Genomic DNA, 19,918 nt, shown 5'->3' on the forward strand with positions numbered 1-19,918 from the left:
AATTTTGAAAAAAAATCAACTAAATTCTTCACAAAAGATAATTTTAATAGGGTTTATACTCTTTATTTTTGTTCTTAGTATAATTTCAACAACATCTAATCTACTAAAAAATGATGCAGAAGAAGCACATAAAAATATTGCTAATATTTATAATAAAACCTTTTCTGAACATCTTAACAGTAATATTCATAATATTGAACTATTCATAAATGGACTTGAAGTTATATATTCAGAAAACAAAAATGAAAAAATTATTGATGATTATTTATTAAAATATTTAAGAGAAAATCCATATATTAGATCAATTAATATTTTGGATGAAGATATAATTGCTAAAAGTACAAATAAATCTAATTTAGGTTTATTTATAGTTACAGACGAATTCTATCCTAAACCTCTTTTTAAGAAAAATATTTTACGATTTGGGAACTCTTTTGCAGGAAGAGATTTTTATGAGGGAAAAGAGATAAAAGATAATTTTGAATATTCAAATAAAGAATCTTTATTTCTTCCTATATCTAAAGTTATTCATATTGAAAGTAAAGATTATATAGTTTTATTTGCATTAAATATTGAGCAATTTTTAAATAAGTATAATGAAAATTTAGAAAAAGAATTAGCTTATATTGAAGTGTTAAACTTTAATGGTCAAGTTTTATTTTCAAATGATGCGAATATAAAAATAGGAGAAAAGTTATTAAATAGTGAAATCTTAAATATTTTAAATGAAACAAATAGTTATTTAGGAATTGAAAAATTTAGCTTACTAAATAAAAATATTATTTCAATTGAAAATATAAAAGATTATCCATTATCTTTATTGCTTCGTTTCAACTATGAAAAAAGCCTTGAAAATTGGGAAGAAAAGAGATTAAATTTCTTATTTATAATTTCTGTTCTTTTAGTATTTATTATTATATTAATACTAGTTTTTATTATAAAAAATGATAAAACTAAAGAAAAAGAGATAGAAACTCACAAAACAAAAATAGAGAGTCAAAAAAGATTTAAAATACTTTTTGAACAAACAAACCTTTTATCTTTTATATTAAGCGAAGATGGGAAAATCAATAAGATAAATAATAGAGCATTATCTTTTTTAGGAAATCAAAAAGATACTTACATAGATATGCCTCTTTGGGATTTATATTGTTTTGATAATGAATGTAAAATTTGGTTGAAAAAAGCGATAAGAAATCATGAAAATAATAATATTGAAATTGAAAAAGAATTAATAATAACTAATTTAAATTCTGAAAAAAAATATATTGATATTACTATTAATTCAATTATTATTGATGATAAAAAAGAATTAGTGCTTTTTGGAAAAGATATAAGTGAAAAGAAAGAACATGAACAAAAACTAAGACAAGCATATCAAGTATTTAAAAATGCTCATGATGGAATTATGATTACAGATGATAAAAATAAAATAATAAATGTAAATGATTCTTTTATAAATTGTACAGGATATAAATTAGAAGAAGTATTAAATCAAAATCCAAGTATTTTAAGATCTGAAAAGAATGATAATAATTTCTATAAAAATATGTGGAAAGAATTAGTAGATAATAATTATTGGGATGGAGAAATAGTTAATAAGAGAAAAGATGGAACTACTTATGTGGAGAAACTCACCATTAGCGCAGTTTATAATAAGAAAAACAAATTAACAAATTATATAGGTATCTTTTCAGATATTTCAAAACAAAAACAACAAGAAGAGATAATAAAAGAAAAAGAAAGAATGCTTTTCCAACAGTCAAAAATGGCATCTATGGGAGAAATGTTAGGGAATATTGCCCATCAATGGAGACAGCCTTTAAGTGTGATTAGCGTTGCTGCTGGAGCTGTTAAACTTGGACATGAATATGAGGGAACTTATGGGAAAAAAGAAATTATAGATTTTCTTGATTCTATAAATAATTCTACTCAATATTTATCTGAAACAATAGATGATTTTAGAAATTTTTTTACACATAATATTGAAAATAAAGATTTTGATTGTGTAAATGCAATTAATAAAACTTTGAAATTATTATCTTCAGACTTTAAATATAAAGAAATAAATATAATTTTTAAAAGAGTTGATTCTGATAATATTTTTGCAAGTGAAAATGAATTTAAGCAAGTAATGATGAATATTTTAAATAATGCAAAATATGTATTACTAGAAAAAGTTTTAACTGAAGAAAAATATATATTTATAGATGTTTATATAGAAAATAGTGATATAAATATAGATATTCTTGATAATGCAGGTGGAATTGATGAAAATATAATAGAAAAAATATTTGAACCATATTTTACAACAAAGCATAAAAGTATTGGTACTGGAATCGGTTTATATATGGTTGAAGAAATTTTAACAAAACATATGAATGGCCAAATTAGTGTAATAAATGAAAATTATGTTTATAAAGATGTATTATATGCAGGAGCAAAATTCTCTATAAAAATACCTATTTCTAAAAATAAAAAAGATTAAATTTACTTTCTAGCGTTTATTCTGATAAAATTGTAAAAAATAAAAAGGAATTATAATGTTTATTAAAAAAATGATTATGGCATTTTCACTTATAGCTTTTATGGGAACTTCATTACATGCAAAACAACAAGATCCTGACATGATAAGTTATAAAGATTATAAAGAGAAAAAAGTAACTTCTCCTTCGACAAAAAAAGTAACTAATGAAAAAAAAGTTGTTAAAAGTGCAAAAAAACCAGAGAAAAAATTTGCAAGTAAAGAATTCCTAAAAAAAGGAACGATGATTAATACAAATAAATATGAAAATATTAAATATACAGATCTTTATAGAATTGACAACAAAGTATATAGAATATCAAGAAAAAACAACGAAATACTTGCTGTTTTAAATTAATAATATAGTGATTAAGTAAGAGTTTTATGTATAAATTTCTTTTTATTTTAATATTACTTAAATCACTACTAAGTGCTTCTGAAGTAAAATATTTAGAAGACCTCAAAATCATAAGTTCTCAATTAATAGAAAAATTTACTCCTGAATTGGCTCCAATAAAAAAAGTTGATAATCTTTTGTCTCCTTTTAGTAACTTTGATAATCTTTTAATAGTAGTAAATTCTAAAAATAATACGATGACAGTTACTGGAAAAGGTAAAAAAGTAGTTAAACTTTTAAAAACTTATAAAGTTTCAACTGCAAAAAAAGATATAAAAAAGCCTTTAGGTGAAGGAAATGTAACTTCCATTGCTTTAAATCCTATTTGGTATCCAACTGAAGATACAATTGAAAGTTTCAAAAAAAGAGGAATAGAACTTCCAAAAGTAGTTCCAGGTGGACATAAGCTTAATTATATGGGTTCAGCAAAAATAAATTTGACTCACAGAGTTGATGGTAAAGATACTTTTAGAATACATGGAACACTTGATGAAAAAACAATAGGTTCTTACGAATCCTCAGGTTGTATAAGAATGAGAAATGATGAAGTAATACAATTAGTGGGGATATTAAATGAATTTATTGATTTTAAGAGTATGAATGATATAAAAGTAATTTTGAAATAAAAATATAATAAAATAATATAAAATCAAAGGAAAAACAATGCTTAGAATTTTTTTAATTTTATCACTATTTTTTGCTGCTTTATTTGCAGATTTAAAAGTAGTTAATAACTCTCAATTAGCAGAAATGCAAAATAAAAATGTGGTTGTTATTGATATACGGACATTAGGTGAATGGAAGGAATATGGAATAATCCAAAATGCAAAGCCAATAACTTTTTTTGACGAAAAAGGGAAATACGATACTACAAAATGGCTTAATGAATTTTCAAAATATGTTAAAGATAAAAATCAAACATTTGTAATATATTGTGCCCATGCAAATAGAACTAAAATGCTAGGAAACTTTTTAAATAAACAATTAGGTTATGAAAATGTTTATGAATTAGAAGGTGGAATAAATTATGGTTGGATTGATAAAGGAATGAAAACTATAGAGTATAAATAGGGCTAAATTAGCCTTATTTACATATTCTTTGAGTAATGCAAACACTCGTATCTTTATCAATTAGTGTAAGTTCTGTATCACTAATGTTACATTGTAAATTCATTCCTCTTTTTGCTAATTCTTCTAATTCTTCATCAATATTCAAATGTATAATTGAAAGATTTTGAAATCTAGAAAGAATACCTTCTATTTGACTAAACCATGGAGTCGCCATATTTTCTTGATAGGTATAAATTATAACTTTTTTAGCTCGACCACAGGCTTTTTTTATACGTTTTTCATCAGGCTGACCTAACTCAATCCATAATTGTATATCACCATCTAAAGATTTTTCCCATAAATCAGGCTCATCATCTTGATCTATACCTTTACAAAATACTAAATCATCATTTGCATTTAAAATAAATGCAACTAACCTAGCCATTAATCGTTGCTCTGTTTCACTAGGATGTAATGCTAGGGTTAAATTATGCTCATTGTAGTAGTTTGTATCCATATTTGCGATGTTTAGAAGTGCTTTGTAGATAGTAGCTTTTGTAGCCATTTGATTCCTTGATTAATTGTTTTATTTATTTGTAAAGATTATAGCACCTTATTTGTATTTAAAGCTAAAAGTAAAGGAGTTGAGCTTATAGAATAATTGTAGTATTTTTTGAAATGGAAAAATAATTTAAATTTTGATAGAAGATTTAACTCCTATATATGAAACATCTTTATATACATAATTTTCATTGGAAACATTTAAAGTCCCATTTAAATAGTTTTTAACGATATTTTGACTCATATACAATCCCATTCCTGTCCCTTGAGATTGATGTTTTGTGGTAAAATAAGGTTCAAAAATTTTATCCATGATTTCTTCTTTTATTCCTTTTGCATTATCTTTTATTTCTATTACTACAAATTTATCTTGAGTATAGGCATTTATAAAAATCAATTTTCTTTCATTTCCTAACTTAAGTAATGCATCTTTTGAATTATTTAATATATTTAAAAGCACTTGTATTAATTCATTTTCAAATGATAAAATAGTTATATCTTTTATGTTTTTTATTATTTCAATATCTTTAGTTACAAATTGAGAACTTATGATATTTAAAGTTTTATCAATCATTTTAGAAAGTAAGAACTCTTCTTTTTTATTGTTATTTGGATCAAAAAAGCTTCTAAAATCATCAATGGTAGCAGAAAGATATTGTGCAGAATTGTTAATTGTATTCATTGCATAATTAAAATCTTCATCACTTAAACAATTCATCTCTTTTTGTAATTTTACACCTGTTGAAGCAGTTGAAATTGAAGATAATGGCTGTCTCCATTGGTGAGCTATATTTGCTAACATTTCTCCCATAGCTGCAAGTTTTGATTGTTGAAAAAATATTTTATCTTTTTCTTCTTTTTCTAAGGCAAGAAGTTTACGATGAGTAATATCTTGTTTTATTGCAATATAATTAACTATTTCATCTTTTTCATCCAAAACAGGAGTTATTATTAATTCTTCATCATATAATGTTCCATCTTTCTTTTTATTAATAATTTCACCTCTCCAAGGTTTCTTAGCTAAAATTGTTCCCCACATTTGTTCATAGAACTCTTTTGTTTGTTTTTTTGAAGAGATGAATTCTTTAGGATTCTTCCCCATAATCTCATTTATTTCAAATCCTGTTAATTTTTCAAAAGCAGGGTTAGCCCATTGTACATAAGCATCTTTATCTGTTATAACAATACAATTTATACTTGATTCAAGGGCTTTAATTAGAAGATTACTTTTATCTTCAAGTTCTTTTTGAATACTTATATCAGAAAAAGAAGTAACTATTTCCATTTCACCATTAGAACTTAAAAGTAGTTTACTGTTTAAAGCAACAGGAATATCTTTACCCTTTGAATTTAAAAAATATTCTTTTTTTGAAATAAAAGATTTATCTTTTATTACCCCATGAAGAATAGGACAATCTTTTTGTTTCATATTATCATTAAAGTAATGGGAATGAAAAAGATTGTGGGCATTTTTACCTAAAATTTCTTCTTCTTTATATCCTAAAATTTTACAAGCATGAGGATTGATGTAGTTGATTTTAGCATTTGAATCCATAACATATAATCCTTCTCCTAAACAATCTGTTATTGATTTAAACCATTTTCTTTCATTATCTAATACTTTTGTTTTTCTTTGTATTATCATTAGCATTAATGTAGTTATAATCATTCCTAGGATTATTAAAAAGTATGCATAAAATTCAAGTTTCATCATAATTGGTAAATTTATACTTTTTTGATATCCAACTAAATAACCTTCAATTTCTTTATCCATTCCCATCATTGGAATTAAGGTTACATCGTAATATTTATTATCAATTTTTACAAAAACTGCATATTTTTCACCTTTGTCCATTGCTTTTTTTAATTGCTTATCATTATGTAGTTTTTCATTAATTTTTTTTGCGATATCACTGAGTATTTTTGGGGAATCAGGTAATAAAGAATTTATATCTTCAATTACAAAATCTGAATTAAGTACTGCTTCTTGGTATAAAAAATTTTGATTTTTAAATAATTTATCAAATACAATATCCTTATTTAAAAGAATAGCGTATTCTTTTCTTGAATCTAAATTTGAAATAGCCTCAACCATCATTTTTGTTGAAATACTAATTTCAACACTTCCTAAATGTTCATTTTTAAAATTTATTGGAAAAACATTTCTAAATCCTGATATAACTCTTCCTGCTTCAAAACTTGTTATTGCTTTGTTTTCGTCATTTACAAATTTAACAGTTTTTCTTACTTGGGATAAATCATCTCCATATTTATCAGGTTGATGAAATCTTATGTAACTTTCATTATTTTTTGTATGAAAATGTAATTGTCTTATTCCTTCTTCTTTTAATCTTAAGTATAAAGGATATAGTTCTCTAAATAACAAACCTTTATATAATTTCTTTTCATCATCTTTTGAATTAATTCCTTTTTCAAAAAGTGAAAGTACTAATTCATTATTAATTGATTCATTAAAAATGTATTTTGATAATAAACGATACTTATCTATACTTGATTGATAAGAGATACCAAGGGTTAATATGTTTTCATTAAGATATTCTTTTTCATTGCTTTTTTTATAATGATTTATAAAAACTAATGCAAGAACCCCTGCAAAAAGAATAAGAACTATAAAAAATTGATAAATATTATTTATTATATATTTCATCAAAAATTACTTTCATGGGAAATTTTTGTTGATTTTATGAGTTTACGAATATAATCATAATCTGCACTGTTTATTTCTTTTGTTCCAAATTTCATACTTTCATGCCAAGTAGATAACTCTTTTTTTTCTACAAATAACATACTATTTTTGATATTTATAAGCATATTATTATCTAAAGTTTTTGAATTACCCACTAATATGAAACTTGGTATATCTTTAGATTTCATAATTTCTTTTAATCCTAGATGAGCATATCCTTGAGCTATATCTGTTTTTAATCCACCGTATTTAAACTCGCCTCTAATTACACTTAGGGCAACAGAATCATGTTTGCCAAGATATTTATATTTATTCTTTTCAATATTAGTATTTGAATGATTTAATACATCATTAACAAATAAATATCCACAAGTAGAAAGAGGCTGAGTTAATGCTATTTTTGTATCAGTCATATTTTCAATTGATTCTTCATTTGAAATAAAACTTACAAAGGAACAAGTATAAGAAACTTCTCCTTTTTCATTTTTAAAATTAACTAAAGGCATGGTATCAGGGTATTCTTCTTCTAAAGTTAAATATGGCAATGGTCCTAAATATGCAATATCAATTTTTCCATTCATAAACTTTTCTAATAAAGTATCATAATCATTATTATAATCCATTTGGATTTTAACATTTAATTTTTTTTCTAAATATTTAATCATTGGTAAAAATTGTGTGTTTATATCTTCAATATCCTTTGTTGCTAAAGGAGCAAAGATTAAAGTTTTTGTTTCACTTAAAAGATATAAAGGTAAAAGAATTAATAAAAAGACAAATTTGAACATACCTTACCTTTAATTTTGTATTCGCTTATTATAGCATCTTCTTTAGTAAAAATAATGAAATTCATATGAAACTTCTCATATTCTTTTATTATGAAAAAGTAATTATAAATTCTGCTCCAGTATAATCCTTACCTTCATATTCGTAAGTAAGGTTATTAGCTTCAATAATTCCTTTCATTCCATCAACAATTAGATTATATGTCATGTTAAGTCCAAGACCTGTCCCTTGTGATTTATGTTTGGTTGTAAAATATGCTTCAAAAATGTGAGGTAACACATCATCTGGAATTCCACCTGCATTATCTTTAATTTTTATAATTGTTTTATCTTCATTTGTAGAAGTTGAAATAAATATAAGTTTTTTATCAATATCTTTTTCTTTTAATGCATCTTTTGCATTATTAAATATATTTATAAAACACTGAGTTAATTCATTTTCATAGCCATCTATTTGTATATTTTCTTCTAAATCTAATACTATTTCTATTTGATTGTTTTTCACACTAGACTCTACTAAGTGTAAAAAACTCTCAATACCTTTTTTCAAAGAAAATACTTTTTTAATTCTATCTCCTTTTATAAAGTTTTTAAAATCATCGATTGTTCTTGATAAGTATTGTGCGTTGTCGTTAATAGTATTACATGTTTCAACAAGATTGCCTTTTTCTAATATATCATATTCTTTTTGAATTATAATTCCAGTTGCAGCTGTGGATATAACAGAAAGAGGCTGCCTCCATTGGTGGGCTATATTACCTATCATTTCTCCCATTGCTACCATCTTTGATTGTTCACTAAGTATCTTGTCTTTTTGCTTATTTTGAATTATCTGCTGTTTTAAAGATTCTTCATTTTCAATAATAGATTTTTGCATATGATTAAAATCTTGAATTAAAGTTTTAAATATATTGTACTCACTTCGAATATTATCATCTATTTTAGATGAATGATTTTTTGTAAAATTATTGATATTTAATGTTAGTAATTCAAGGGGAGTTACAATACTATTTGCAATTTTCTTAGCAGTCATAATTATTATAAATGTGATTATTAGGATAAGTAGTAAAATGACTAAAGAGAGATTAAATATATATTCATAAATGTCATTATTATTCTCTTTTACTATTATCATCCAAGATAAATTATTAAACTTTTTATATGAAACATAGTTGTATTTATTTGTTGAATCATTAAAATATTTTATAAGACTATTTTCTGAATTTGTTGATATATAATCTTTATATAATTTTGTAGTAAAAAATGAATTCCTATTTGTCACATTAAATTTATTAAAAGTATCTATGATATATAAACCATTTTTATCAATTATAGAAACACTAACATCACTTATTGTTGAAGGATTAAGATTAGTAACTAAATTATTCATAAAGTTAAGATTTAGCTCTATTATATAAATTTTATCTAGAAACTCAAAAACATAAGATACTAAAGGAGCATCTGCTAAATTTGAAAAATAAATATTACTTAAAAAATCATTTTTCTTTTCCATATACTCTTTGAAAATAGGTTTTTGTGAATAATCATATCCTTCAAATACCTTGATATCTGTTTTTGAAGAAATCTCTTCAATTAGACCATCTTTATTTAAAATTGTAATTGTATCAATTGAATTTTTATATTTTAAAATATCAGATAATAGCTTTTTCCGCTCACTTGTACTTACATCTTTTAGTAGTTTAGGAATGTCTTTTATATCTTGATTAAAAATATTTATATTGTATTGAATATTTTTTATAATATTAATATGTTGAGATAAAATTAAATCATATTTTTCTTTTATTATTAAAGACATAAAAAAAAGGCTTAATATTACTAATGGTAATATGGAAAATAATAAGAATTTTCTATATAAATCTTTTTTAAATATTTTACCTTGAGTTTTCATGATTTATTTTATTTTCTCAAATTTATTATTTTTTACTTCAAAAATATAATAAGGAGTTTTAATATCACCATATTTATTGAATGATATTTCATCCCCTGCGATATTAAATGTCTCTTTTTTTATGATATATTTTTTTATATCATCAACTTTTTCTTTACCATTTTGTAATGCTTCAATTATTATCTGTGCTGCTTGATACCCTTGAATATTTGATCTATTTGGTTGGTATTTATAGATTTCATAAAAATCTTTAGCAAATTTCTGATAATCCTTATCCTCATAATTAATAAAATTAGATGAGATAAAATAAATACCATTTGCCCAATTTCCAGCATTTTCTATAAATTCATCAGTTTTTGCCCAACCTGAGGATACTACAGGTGTTGTATTTTTATTAATTCTTAGATATTGAATTAAACTTGCAGCATCTGTACTATTTTGTACTTGTACTATAAAATCGGCATTTTCTACTTTTTTTAGAATTTCTTCATAGGGTAAAGTTGAATCAATTATCTCAACATATTTCATTTGTGGATTATCATCAAAAAGATGTAAATAATCATATAAATATTCTTTATTATATTTATCACCTATTAAATAAATATGCTTAGCATTACGTTCTTTTAATAAATTAATTAAGTTTGTGAAATGTTTAGAAGAATTTGCAGTTTGAACTCTGAAAAAGTTATCATCTTTATTAGAAAATTGACTACTACTAGCTGTTGGTGAGATTTGAAATATATCATTGTGTTTTGATATTATATTTGAAGATATGCTAGTCATAGAGCTTGTTGCATTGCCAATTACATACTTGACATTATCTTTTATAAGCTCATTTACAACTTGTTCATTTATTTGTGCATCTTGTTTATCGTCTTTTAGAATTAATTCAATTTTTTTGTTATTTATTTGATAGTTTATTTGTTCAAATGCAAAAATAATACCATTTTTCTCATATAAACTTAAATCTGAGTATTTTCCTGTAAGTCCTAAAACAACACCAACTTTAATAGTGTCATCTTTTTTTTGATTAAAACAACCATTAAATAAAATAGTTATTAATATTAACATTAAAATATTTTTATTCATAATTCACCTACTTTATGATATCTAAAATAAAAGTAAATATCGTTATTTTAAAATTTTAACATATATTAACTAGGTTTAAGTATATTTTAAAGCCTCTTTCTATATTAATAACTATTTAAATGTGATAAAGTAATAAATTTTTTTAACATTATCAGATTTGGCGCACTTATATTGATTTAAAAATCTTTTATGCTAAAAATTTTTCTATTTTAGGTTTTATAACTATTGTCATGATTGGTGAAAAAATTAAAGCAAATGGTAATGCAGCTAAATAACTCTTAAGCCAAAAAGATGAAAATAGCTCAAAGCTAGGATAACCGATAATATTAATCGTGGTGCTTATTGCCATTATTGATTCCATACATAAGGCCATACAAATACCTACTAAAATATTTTGTAATATGTATCTTAAATTTGGAAAAATAAATTTAATAAATTTATTTGATAAAAACATAAAAACTCCACCAAGTGGCATCATAAAAAGGACTGCAAAAATTAAAGACTCTGACCATTTTATAAAGAAGTTATCAGAAAAACCAATATTTACATAGGTCATTATTGCTGTAAATATTCCTCCTATTAAAGTCATCATTCCCATCATCACTAAAATCTTTTTTAATAGTTGTTTATTAATCATTTTTATACTCAATTGAATTTAAAATAGTTTGTACATTATCTTTTGTAGAGTTATCACACTTTTTAAATTCATAACTTAAAGATAAAATTATATTTCCTAAAATAGATGAAATAATCTCTAATGCAATATCTTGATTATTGCAAGAAATAAACTCTTCTTCTATTATTCCTTTCTCTAAATATTTGCTTATTAAATTTATATTTTGTTGATTAAATTCATAAAGTTCTTTTGATTCTTTTTTTTTCTTACTAGCAGTTAGTCTTAAAAACTCAATAAATATATATGTAAACTTTTCATCTGTTGCTTTTGACATAAATAAAGATTTAACTATAAAAAATATTTTTTCTTTGTTTGTTTTAAAATTATCTATTTGCTCATCAATTAATGTATACATATTTTGAAAAGATGTTTTAATATATTCATCAATTACATCTTCTTTGTTTTTAAAATATTGATAAAAAGTTCCTTTGCCTATATTTGCTATATATGTAATCTCTGAAATTGTTGTATCTGCAATTCCTTTTGAATAAAATAAATCAGAAGCTATTTTCATAATTTCATTTTTTCTTTCTAGTTTTATATTTGCACTCATAAAAACTCTCCTTGTCTTATATTTAAGAGGATATTTCCTCTTAAATTTCTATTTCTCTTCTAAAGCTTTTTTAGCTAATTTTTTATCACTATTTGTAAGCGTCTCAACCACATAATAAAACATTGGAATAAACACAATTGCAATGAAAGTTGCAGCTAACATTCCCCCAATAACACCTGTCCCAATAGAGTGTCTACTTGCAGCTCCAGCACCTGAAGATATTGCTAATGGAACAACTCCAATAGTAAAAGCTAATGAAGTCATAATAATTGGTCGAAGTCTAAGTTTTGCAGCTTCAATTGCAGCATCTTTAATACTTAAGCCATCTTTTCTTTTAGCAATTGCAAACTCCACAATCAAAATAGCATTTTTGGCACTAAGTCCAATAAGAACTAAAAGTCCAACTTGGAAATAGATATCATTTGATAAACCTCGCAATACAGTGGCTTCAATAGAGCCTAAAACTGCAAATGGTACTGCAAATAAAATTGTAATAGGTAATAACCATCTTTCATACAATGCACATAGAACTAAATAAAGAAAAATAATACCAGCAATAAATGCAGTAGAACTATCACTAGCTACCTCTTTTTCTTGGTAAGCTGTTCCTGTCCATGCAATTGAATAATCATTTGGCAAAATCTCTTTTGCAATTTTTTCAATTTCATTTAAGGCATCAGTTGAACTAATTCCAGTAGCTGGTGAGCCTGAGATTTTAGCAGATTGAAACATATTCATTCTATTTATAATATCTGTTCCTGTTGTTTTAGTAATAGTTACAAATGATGTTACAGGTAATAATTCATCATCTGAACCTCTTACATATACTTTATCTAAACCATTAGGATCTTCTCTATATTCCTGTAATGCTTCGATAATAACACTATAATTTTTACCATTTAAAGTAAAGTCATTTACATTTTTATTTGCTAATGTTGCATTTAGTGCTGTAAAAATATCATCTGAACTAACACCCTTTGCAAATGCTTTTTGATAATCAACTTCCATTTTATATTTTGGAGTATTTATATCAAGGGTTGTTCTAACTCCTGATAGTTTTGGATTTTCATTTGCTTTTTTGATTATTTCATTTACATATTTATTTAAAATATTTATATCTGTACTATTTCTTGATTGAACATACATATCAAATCCACCTGTTAAAGACATACCTGGAATTGAACCTGGAACGATAGCAAAACTGAAACCTTCGCTCGTTGATTGCATTAATTGTCTAGTAAATTGGTTTGCTAAAAATGGTGTTTGTTGATTAGCTTCTGCTCTTTCGCTCCAATCTTTCATATCAACAAAAGTTATCATAGAATTTGATCTTTGTGTGAAAGTTGCAAAGTCCATACCTGGTATTTGCATCATTTGTTCTACATTTGGGTCTTTTGAAATAGTTTGATAAATTTCATCAGCAAGCTTTTCTGTCCTTGTAAGTGAGGAACCAGAAGGATTAGATGAAAGAATCATTACATTTCCTTGATCTTCAGTTGGTACTAATTCACTACTCATTTTTCCAAATTCAAAATATGTTATAGCAACAAAACCTGCATAAATTACTATAAAAACAAATGATAGTTTAATTACAAATTTTACTGCTTTTGCATAAGCATTAGTTAAAGAATCAAAAGCTTTATTAAACCATCTAAAAATAAAAATAGGTTCTTTATGAACTGGTTTTAATAAAAGTGCACAAAGTGCAGGAGTTAAAGTCAAAGCAACAAATCCTGAAATAATAACTGAAATAGCAATTGTTACAGCAAATTGTTGATACATAACTCCTGTTAGTCCACCTAGAAATGCAACAGGAACAAATACAGCACATAAAACTAATACAATAGCTATTAATGCTTTTGAAACCTCTTGCATAGCTTTCATTGTTGCATCTTTTGGGCTCAATCCATCACTCATATGCTTTTCAACATTTTCAATAACTACAATTGCATCATCAACAACAATACCAATAGCTAAAACTAATCCAAACAAAGTTAGAAGATTTATAGTAAATCCAAAAAGATACATTCCTGCAAATGCCCCAACTATCGAAATAGGAACAGCTAAAAGAGGAATAATTGTAGCTCTTAAGTTTTGTAAAAAAAGATAAATAATAAGCATTACTAAAATCATAGCTTCAATAAAAGTATTTATTACCTCTTCTATTGATATTTCAATAAAAGAAACAGTTTCATAAGGTATTTTATATTCGACACCTGTAGGAAAACTTTTTTCAAGTTCATCAATTTTTGATTGAATCGCTTTTGATACCTCAAGTGCATTTGCACCTGATTGTAAAAAAATCCCAAAAGGAATAGCATTTTGTCCATTGTACAAGGCTTTACTTGAATATGAAGCGGCTCCTAATTCAACTGTAGATACATCTTTTAATAAAACATTTCTACCAGTAACATCTGCTTTTAAAATAATATTTGAAAACTGTTCAACATTTTCAAATCTATTTGGTGTTTGTAGAGTATATGTAAACATTTGTTTACTAGCAATTGGTTCTTCTGCAAATTTACCTGCTGCGTATTGTTCATTTTGGTCTTGTATTTTTGTTATTACTTCAGATGCTGTTAAATTATAGTTTAATAATTTCGAAGGATCCAGCCAAACTCTTAATGCATACTCTTTTTCCCCAAAAATACTCACTCCTCCAACACCTTTAATACGTTTAAGCTCATCAACAATATTATTTTTTGCATAATTTGATAAAAAAAGAGTATCTTTTGAATTATCAGGAGAAATTAGTGAATATACTTTTAAAATACTTGGTGATTTTTCATCTACACTTAGTCCTTGACTTTGTACACTAGAAGGAAGAGTTGAAAGTACTGTTTGTACTTTATTATTCACATTTACTTTTGCTGCTTGTGTGTTAGTTCCTACTTTAAAATATATATTTATAGAAGCAGATCCCGCATCTGATGTTGTTGATTCCATATAAATCATATCTGTAACACCATTTAAACTCTCTTCAAGTGGTGCAACAACTGTTTGAGCGATAGTTTGAGCACTAGCTCCTGGATATGTCGTGGATACAGTAACCTGAGGAGGAGATACTTGAGGATATAATTCAACTGGTAAATTCTTAATTGCAAGTAATCCAGCAAGAAAAATAATAATAGAAATTACTGAAGTGAATACTGGATTTTTAATAAAATAAGATGAAATCACTTTATTTTTCTCCTTCAATAATTTTAACTTTTGTTCCTGGTCTTATTTTTGAAATATTACTAATTATGATTTTGTCATTTATTTTTAAATCACTTTCAATAATTACTCCATTTTTAGAAGTTTCGCCACTAAGATGAACTACTTTGCTTTTTGCTGTTGAATTTTCGTCAATTATATAAACTATAGAATCAGTTCCATTTTGTATAATTGCTTCTTCTGGAATAGCTATTACATTTGGCATTAAAATATTTTCAATATTTATATTTGTAAATTGTCCAATAATTACTTCATTATCTTTATTATCAAATTGAGTTCTTAATAGTAAAGTATCCGTTGCAGAATCTAAAGTTGAAGATACATATTTCAATACTCCGCCATTAATACAGTTATTTTCACAATTAATAGAAAATTTTACATTTGCTGATTTAATATGTTTTAAGTATTTTCCTATATCAGTTTGTGGTAAAGAAAATTCAGCATAAACAGAATCGGTTTTTGTAATAGTTGTAAGTGTAGTATTTGTATTTACAAAATTACCTTCATTTAGGGATGTTATTGAAACAATACCATCAATTGGAGCTTTTATTTGAGTATATTCATACTGAATTTTTGCATTTGTTAATGCAGCTTTTGCGTTATCTACATTTGCAATGGCATTTTGATAATTGTAATAGTATTCATCTTTTACAGATGCACTAATAGATTTATTTTCATAAAGTTTTTTATATCTATTCCAATCACTTGTAACTTTTACTAATAGTGCCTTTGCGCTATTTAAAGCAGCTTGTGAAGAATCTATATTTGCTTGATAAGTTTTTTGCTCAATTTTATATAGATTCTCACCTTTTTTTACAAAACTTCCTTCTAGAAAATATCTTTTTTCTAAATCTCCTGAAACTTTTGCAATAATATCTACACTTTTTTGTGCATTAATTGTTGCAGGATATCTTTTTGTAATATTTACTGTATTATTATTTACTACAAATACATTAACAGATACTTCAGGTGTTGGTTGTTCTTTTGCAAATACTAATGCACTTGATAATAGAACTAAACTTATTAATAATTTTTTCATTTTACGTACTCCCATACATTTTTACCTTTTTGATATACTAAATTAGCCTTTTTTATTTCTAATTCATACTTTGTTGCACTAAGTGAACTTATTGCATCTGACATATCACTTAAGGCTTCTAAATAGCTAACATTATCGACTAAACCATTTTCAAATTTATCTTTTATAACATTATATGTGCTAATTGCAGCATTAAGTCCAGCTTTTGCAGATTTGATTTTTATTTTTGCAATATCGTAAGATTTTTCTGCTAATCTTAAATCAACATCAGCTTTGTTTTTTTCATATTCATATTTAGATTTTGCACTTAAAAATGATTTGTAAGCAGAACTGTATGCACTTTGCGTTGAGCCAAAATCAAAGATGTTCCATGTAAGATTTACTGCAAGAACATTTTGATCTTCAAGTGCTAAATCTTCATATGCAGAATTCTCATAATTGTAGTTATAATGTTTATATGTATTACTAATACTAACTTGTGGATTGTTTGTTGTTTTTGTTGTTTTTGCACTTATAAGCGCAGTTTGCATAGAGTGTTCTAAAGATTTTATATCATTTCTCTGCTCAGCTTCATCAGAAGCAATTTCAATATAAGAACCTTCATTTATAGATACTTTTTTTCCAATAATATACTCTAGTTCATGTAAAATTGTTTGTATATCTAACTCTAATTCTTGAAGTTCTAAATTAGCACTTTCTATATTTGATACTATTTTATCTATCTCATCAATAGTTACAGTCCCAGCATCAAGAAATTTACTTAATCTTTCATTTTGTGCATTTAATTGTTCTATCTCTTTTAACTTTGCATCTTTTTGTGAAACATAAGTTAAATAGTTAAAATAGTGTTCAATCACCTCTAAAGATACTTCATTTTTCAAAGATATTAAATCCTCTTTTGAAGTTTTAATTTGAGATTCATAGGATTTATATGTTAAGTTTTTTTTCCCACCATCATATATATTATATGTTACATCTGCATATGCATTTAAAGAGTTATTATCTTGTTCACCTGATTTATACGACACATCTGTATATCCCCCACCAACACTAACTATTGGTAAATAGCCTTTTTTTGCACTTTCATAAGCCTCTTGAATTGATTCAACACTTTTTTCAGATGAAATTACATTTTTATTTTTTAATGACATTTCTATCAGATCATTTAAACTCTCACAGAAAAGTAAAGCTGGAAAACTTAATCCTAGAATTAACTTTTTAATCATTTTTTATCCTTAATAATTGCTTCCTAGGAAACTATATTTGTAAATTTAACATCTATTTACTTAAAATATACTTTCCTAGGAAGCTTTATTTATAAATAGTTTAGATTTTTTTTGCTATACTTACATTATGAAAAAGAAAATACTAGACGCATTTTATGCATTTGAAAAAAAAGAAAAACAAGAGGGTAAAAAAGGAACTGCAGGAATAACTATTCCTATGGCTATAATCAATAATATGATACATTCAAGAGGAAAGTATATTTATGAAGAACAAGGTTTAACTCAAGCAGAAATAGATATGTTAATTTCCTTACATGTACATAATGATGGTATAACAGCAGCTGAAATTTCTGATAGAATGGTTTTTTCTTCAGGTGGGATTAGTAAAGTAGTAAAAAAGCTTGAGTTAAAAAAACTGATTTCTAGAAAAGATTCCTCGGAAGACAAAAGAAGTTCACTTATTTATCTTGAAGATAAAGGTAGAGAATTAGCTTTAAAATGTATGCCACAATTTGGAAAAAATGATCAATATTTTTATGATGTCTTAAATGAAACAGAAAAAGAGATATTAGAAAAAGCATTTAAAAAGATTCTTTATTCTATTGCTGAAAAAGAGATAAAATTACAATAGTTTTTATTCAAATCTAAATATACAAAATGATGAATTAATTAAATATTTTTTTGAGTTCAATCTCATTTAAGGAGATAACTTATTTAAAAAGTTGAGAATGAGTTCCAATTCTAAGAAGTTGTAAAGTATTATCATTTATCATGTAAATAACAAGTAAATCACCACTTATATGAAATTCTTTTGTATCTTTCCCATCTCCTGTTAAAAAATGATCTCTGGCTTCTTGTGGTAATTCTTCATTCTTTAAAAGTAACGAGATATATAAAAATAGTTTTGCACTATTTGTAGGATTTAGTTGAGCTTTTTTAAATCTTTTGTAAAGATTTTATGAACAGATAAATCAAGCACCTAAATCCTTTTTTAAATCCTCTAACCTAACTTTTGTCATATTTTTATTTGCTCTTGCATCTTTAATAGCTTCAAGTGTTTCATTATTTGGAATTTTTATTTTAAAAGGAATTCCTCTTTCTAAAACAGACTGTGTTAAAAATATATTAAAAGCTTCACTTAGTCCTAAACCATATTGTTTAAAAATTTCTTGAGCTTTCTCTTTTGTAGTTGCATCAAGATAAACATTTGTTCTAACTTTATTTGTTGTTGCAGTCATTTCAAATCCTTTATTTATTGACAATATTAACTCTAAGATACATTTTAAGAGTGTTACAATAACCGGTGGAAAAGTGGCAGAATAAGAAAATCTATGAAGAAATTAATTTTACAATTTTCTTTCATACAGAAATCTGTTCTTTTTAATAAAGTTGTAAATTCACTATCAAATTAGCTATAATATTAACTATAAAATATAGGAGTTAATAAAATGGTAAGTTATACACAAAATGAGTTATTATCAATTACAGACTTTACAAAATCAATAAGTAAAATTCTTGGAAATTTAAAAGAACATAGTTTAGAAAAAGTTGGTGTTCTAAAAAACAATAAATTGGAAGCTGTTGTTATTTCAACACAGGAATATGAAAGATTAAAAGAGATTGAAGAGCTAATGAATAATATTGAACATAAAGAGATATATGAAATAGTTCAAAGCAGAATCAATACTTCTAAATCTGATTATGTATCTTTAGATGATATGGCTAAAAAATTCAACATAGATACAAGTTCTTTATAATATGTATGAACTAAAATTACATCCAAAAGTTGAAGACGATTTAAAAGAACTTGATAATGCACTTCAGATTCAAGTATTCAAGAAATTAAAACAAATTCAAAATTCTCCAGAACTTGTACTTCCTCTTGGAAATAAGAATAATATGAACCTAAGTGGATTTAAAAAAGTATATGTAGCAAAAAAGAGAGTTAGAATTGTTTATGAAATTCAAGATGATGAATTATTAATTTACACAATTGCCATTGGAAAAAGAGATGATATGGAAGTTTATAAAAAAGCAAATGAGAGATTATAAATATCTTTATGTAGTATTAATCTAAATTAATTGGTTGCAGTTTTTTAAATTAAGATTTTTAATCATCTGTTTTCCGACACCCATCAATTTTTCAGAATTTTTAATTTAAAAAAATATACGAAAATTAGGAAATA

The 19,918-nt window shown here is 25.0% G+C and carries 19 protein-coding genes; 7 read left to right on the forward strand and 12 right to left on the reverse strand.

The window, feature by feature from the left end:
* Positions 1-4: 4 nt before the first annotated feature.
* From ABVS04_RS13890 to ABVS04_RS13905, 4 genes are read left to right on the forward strand one after another with little or no spacing between them, the layout of a single operon-like run.
* Positions 5-2,488 carry a PAS domain S-box protein gene (locus tag ABVS04_RS13890; protein WP_368031366.1) on the forward strand — a complete coding sequence of 828 codons (2,484 nt, stop codon included), beginning with the start codon at positions 5-7 and terminating at the stop codon, positions 2,486-2,488.
* A gap of 55 nt (positions 2,489-2,543) precedes the next feature.
* Positions 2,544-2,882 (forward strand): hypothetical protein, encoded by a 339-nt coding sequence (locus ABVS04_RS13895; RefSeq protein ID WP_368031367.1) that lies wholly within the window; start codon positions 2,544-2,546, stop codon positions 2,880-2,882.
* Positions 2,883-2,908: 26 nt separating this feature from the next.
* Complete coding sequence (locus tag ABVS04_RS13900) at positions 2,909-3,547, forward strand: L,D-transpeptidase (protein WP_368031368.1); 639 nt, start codon at positions 2,909-2,911, stop codon at positions 3,545-3,547.
* Positions 3,548-3,584: 37 nt separating this feature from the next.
* Complete coding sequence (locus ABVS04_RS13905) at positions 3,585-3,992, forward strand: rhodanese-like domain-containing protein (protein WP_368031369.1); 408 nt, start codon at positions 3,585-3,587, stop codon at positions 3,990-3,992.
* A 13-nt stretch (positions 3,993-4,005) separates the two neighbouring features.
* Here ABVS04_RS13905 and ABVS04_RS13910 read toward each other — a convergent pair whose 3' ends face one another.
* From ABVS04_RS13910 to ABVS04_RS13955, 10 genes are all read right to left on the reverse strand, one after another.
* On the reverse strand, positions 4,006-4,536 hold the full coding sequence (locus ABVS04_RS13910; RefSeq protein WP_368031370.1) for a YaeQ family protein: 531 nt from the start codon (positions 4,534-4,536) through the stop codon (positions 4,006-4,008).
* 126 nt (positions 4,537-4,662) lie between these two features.
* Complete coding sequence (locus tag ABVS04_RS13915; protein ID WP_368031371.1) at positions 4,663-7,200, reverse strand: PAS domain S-box protein; 2,538 nt, start codon at positions 7,198-7,200, stop codon at positions 4,663-4,665.
* Positions 7,200-8,027, reverse strand: a complete 828-nt coding sequence (locus tag ABVS04_RS13920) for a PhnD/SsuA/transferrin family substrate-binding protein (RefSeq protein WP_368031372.1) — start codon at positions 8,025-8,027, stop codon at positions 7,200-7,202. The genes ABVS04_RS13915 and ABVS04_RS13920 overlap by 1 nt, the downstream gene beginning before the upstream one ends.
* An 88-nt stretch (positions 8,028-8,115) precedes the next feature.
* Entirely contained in the window at positions 8,116-9,840 is a 1,725-nt protein-coding gene (locus ABVS04_RS13925) for an ATP-binding protein (RefSeq protein ID WP_368031373.1), read from the reverse strand.
* Positions 9,841-9,936: 96 nt separating this feature from the next.
* The gene (locus tag ABVS04_RS13930) at positions 9,937-11,022 is read right to left on the reverse strand and encodes an ABC transporter substrate-binding protein (RefSeq protein ID WP_368031374.1); all 1,086 of its coding nucleotides are present in this window, start codon (positions 11,020-11,022) and stop codon (positions 9,937-9,939) included.
* 187 nt (positions 11,023-11,209) lie between these two features.
* Positions 11,210-11,659, reverse strand: coding sequence for a DUF2798 domain-containing protein (locus ABVS04_RS13935; RefSeq protein ID WP_368031375.1), 450 nt, complete (start codon positions 11,657-11,659; stop codon positions 11,210-11,212).
* Complete coding sequence (locus ABVS04_RS13940; RefSeq protein ID WP_368031376.1) at positions 11,652-12,251, reverse strand: TetR/AcrR family transcriptional regulator; 600 nt, start codon at positions 12,249-12,251, stop codon at positions 11,652-11,654. The genes ABVS04_RS13935 and ABVS04_RS13940 overlap by 8 nt, the downstream gene beginning before the upstream one ends.
* 48 nt (positions 12,252-12,299) lie before the next feature.
* Complete coding sequence (locus tag ABVS04_RS13945; RefSeq protein WP_368031377.1) at positions 12,300-15,431, reverse strand: efflux RND transporter permease subunit; 3,132 nt, start codon at positions 15,429-15,431, stop codon at positions 12,300-12,302.
* Position 15,432: 1 nt separating this feature from the next.
* On the reverse strand, positions 15,433-16,506 hold the full coding sequence (locus ABVS04_RS13950; protein ID WP_368031378.1) for an efflux RND transporter periplasmic adaptor subunit: 1,074 nt from the start codon (positions 16,504-16,506) through the stop codon (positions 15,433-15,435).
* A complete protein-coding gene (locus tag ABVS04_RS13955) occupies positions 16,503-17,732 on the reverse strand; it encodes a TolC family protein (protein ID WP_368031379.1) in 1,230 nt (409 codons plus the stop codon). The genes ABVS04_RS13950 and ABVS04_RS13955 overlap by 4 nt, the downstream gene beginning before the upstream one ends.
* A gap of 127 nt (positions 17,733-17,859) precedes the next feature.
* Between ABVS04_RS13955 and ABVS04_RS13960 the strand changes: the two genes are divergently transcribed.
* A complete protein-coding gene (locus ABVS04_RS13960) occupies positions 17,860-18,363 on the forward strand; it encodes a MarR family winged helix-turn-helix transcriptional regulator (protein WP_368031380.1) in 504 nt (167 codons plus the stop codon).
* A gap of 79 nt (positions 18,364-18,442) precedes the next feature.
* Here ABVS04_RS13960 and ABVS04_RS13965 read toward each other — a convergent pair whose 3' ends face one another.
* Entirely contained in the window at positions 18,443-18,622 is a 180-nt protein-coding gene (locus tag ABVS04_RS13965; RefSeq protein WP_368031408.1) for a type II toxin-antitoxin system YafQ family toxin, read from the reverse strand.
* A gap of 81 nt (positions 18,623-18,703) precedes the next feature.
* Complete coding sequence (locus tag ABVS04_RS13970; RefSeq protein ID WP_368031381.1) at positions 18,704-18,970, reverse strand: type II toxin-antitoxin system RelB/DinJ family antitoxin; 267 nt, start codon at positions 18,968-18,970, stop codon at positions 18,704-18,706.
* A 210-nt stretch (positions 18,971-19,180) separates the two neighbouring features.
* Between ABVS04_RS13970 and ABVS04_RS13975 the strand changes: the two genes are divergently transcribed.
* Both ABVS04_RS13975 and ABVS04_RS13980 read left to right on the forward strand, forming a co-directional pair.
* Positions 19,181-19,489 (forward strand): hypothetical protein, encoded by a 309-nt coding sequence (locus ABVS04_RS13975; protein WP_368031382.1) that lies wholly within the window; start codon positions 19,181-19,183, stop codon positions 19,487-19,489.
* A gap of 1 nt (position 19,490) precedes the next feature.
* On the forward strand, positions 19,491-19,784 hold the full coding sequence (locus tag ABVS04_RS13980; protein ID WP_368031383.1) for a type II toxin-antitoxin system RelE/ParE family toxin: 294 nt from the start codon (positions 19,491-19,493) through the stop codon (positions 19,782-19,784).
* Positions 19,785-19,918: the final 134 nt, after the last annotated feature.

Source organism: Arcobacter sp. s6, from assembly GCF_040884245.1.
In the GTDB taxonomy this organism is placed as follows: domain Bacteria; phylum Campylobacterota; class Campylobacteria; order Campylobacterales; family Arcobacteraceae; genus Aliarcobacter.

Excerpts from the sequence above, each read along its gene's own strand:
- ABVS04_RS13960 (WP_368031380.1), top strand. The coding sequence starts at position 17,860 with ATGAAAAAGAAAATACTAGACGCATTTTATGCATTTGAAAAAAAAGAA.
- ABVS04_RS13940 (WP_368031376.1), bottom strand. The coding sequence starts at position 12,251 with ATGAGTGCAAATATAAAACTAGAAAGAAAAAATGAAATTATGAAAATA.
- ABVS04_RS13930 (WP_368031374.1), bottom strand. The coding sequence starts at position 11,022 with ATGAATAAAAATATTTTAATGTTAATATTAATAACTATTTTATTTAAT.
- ABVS04_RS13970 (WP_368031381.1), bottom strand. The coding sequence starts at position 18,970 with ATGACTGCAACAACAAATAAAGTTAGAACAAATGTTTATCTTGATGCA.
- ABVS04_RS13935 (WP_368031375.1), bottom strand. The coding sequence starts at position 11,659 with ATGATTAATAAACAACTATTAAAAAAGATTTTAGTGATGATGGGAATG.
- ABVS04_RS13925 (WP_368031373.1), bottom strand. The coding sequence starts at position 9,840 with ATGTCTTTAATAATAAAAGAAAAATATGATTTAATTTTATCTCAACAT.
- ABVS04_RS13910 (WP_368031370.1), bottom strand. The coding sequence starts at position 4,536 with ATGGCTACAAAAGCTACTATCTACAAAGCACTTCTAAACATCGCAAAT.
- ABVS04_RS13950 (WP_368031378.1), bottom strand. The coding sequence starts at position 16,506 with ATGAAAAAATTATTAATAAGTTTAGTTCTATTATCAAGTGCATTAGTA.
- ABVS04_RS13920 (WP_368031372.1), bottom strand. The coding sequence starts at position 8,027 with ATGTTCAAATTTGTCTTTTTATTAATTCTTTTACCTTTATATCTTTTA.
- ABVS04_RS13980 (WP_368031383.1), top strand. The coding sequence starts at position 19,491 with ATGTATGAACTAAAATTACATCCAAAAGTTGAAGACGATTTAAAAGAA.
- ABVS04_RS13915 (WP_368031371.1), bottom strand. The coding sequence starts at position 7,200 with ATGAAATATATAATAAATAATATTTATCAATTTTTTATAGTTCTTATT.
- ABVS04_RS13895 (WP_368031367.1), top strand. The coding sequence starts at position 2,544 with ATGTTTATTAAAAAAATGATTATGGCATTTTCACTTATAGCTTTTATG.
- ABVS04_RS13900 (WP_368031368.1), top strand. The coding sequence starts at position 2,909 with ATGTATAAATTTCTTTTTATTTTAATATTACTTAAATCACTACTAAGT.
- ABVS04_RS13955 (WP_368031379.1), bottom strand. The coding sequence starts at position 17,732 with ATGATTAAAAAGTTAATTCTAGGATTAAGTTTTCCAGCTTTACTTTTC.
- ABVS04_RS13975 (WP_368031382.1), top strand. The coding sequence starts at position 19,181 with ATGGTAAGTTATACACAAAATGAGTTATTATCAATTACAGACTTTACA.
- ABVS04_RS13905 (WP_368031369.1), top strand. The coding sequence starts at position 3,585 with ATGCTTAGAATTTTTTTAATTTTATCACTATTTTTTGCTGCTTTATTT.